The 639-nt window shown below is 44.9% G+C and carries 1 pseudogene; it reads right to left on the bottom strand.

The window, feature by feature from the left end:
* Positions 1–423: 423 nt before the first annotated feature.
* Positions 424–639, bottom strand: a pseudogene (locus tag DXA36_RS33305) (transposase); the annotation flags it as partial.

The raw sequence follows: 639 nt of genomic DNA, 5'->3' as shown, positions 1-639 counted from the left end.
ATCATGAAAACAAAAGCAAAGATCACCAGAAAAGATACGCGGGAACACCTGGCCCAGTTTCATCTGGCATGTGAACTGGTAAAGGTGATCCATCACTATTTCCCCGGGCTCCTGTCCCTGTTAAAGAACTTGGAGGATCCTCGCGACCAGAGGTATATCACTTACGAGAGCCATGTCTTACTGATGACACGCATCCTCTCATCTATATTTTATATCAGTAGCATGAGAAAAACAAGCCAGGAATTCAATTCGGCAGCTCTGACGAGTAAATTTATTTTTAGTGGAATAATCCCAGTTTCATCTTGCATTTTCAATGCCTTCTCTCCTTTTCGGTTGTATAAAGGCACACAATCTCCCTGGGTTTTTCCCTTACTATCCTGTTGTTCTACCGGTTCCCAGCTCACCTCCCTTCGTCCTACACCCTTATCCAAAACGTATCTGGAACCCTTGTTCTATTTCCTGCATAGTTTCTTTTAGCTTATCCTGCTTCCATGATTCCAGTATCCTGCGGTGCTTCTGCTCCCGGCTCTGCATCACCTTTTTCCACAGGCTTTTCCATGCCTCCATCACCTGCGCTATCATATGACCGATCTGGATCAGGTAGTAATGGTTTTTTATTCCCTGGTACACCCTGCTGTA

This window comes from Eisenbergiella sp. OF01-20 (genome assembly GCF_003478085.1).
GTDB lineage: Bacteria > Bacillota > Clostridia > Lachnospirales > Lachnospiraceae > Eisenbergiella.
The sequence above is the reverse complement of the archived record's forward strand: the minus strand, read 5'-3'. Positions and strand labels throughout refer to the sequence as shown.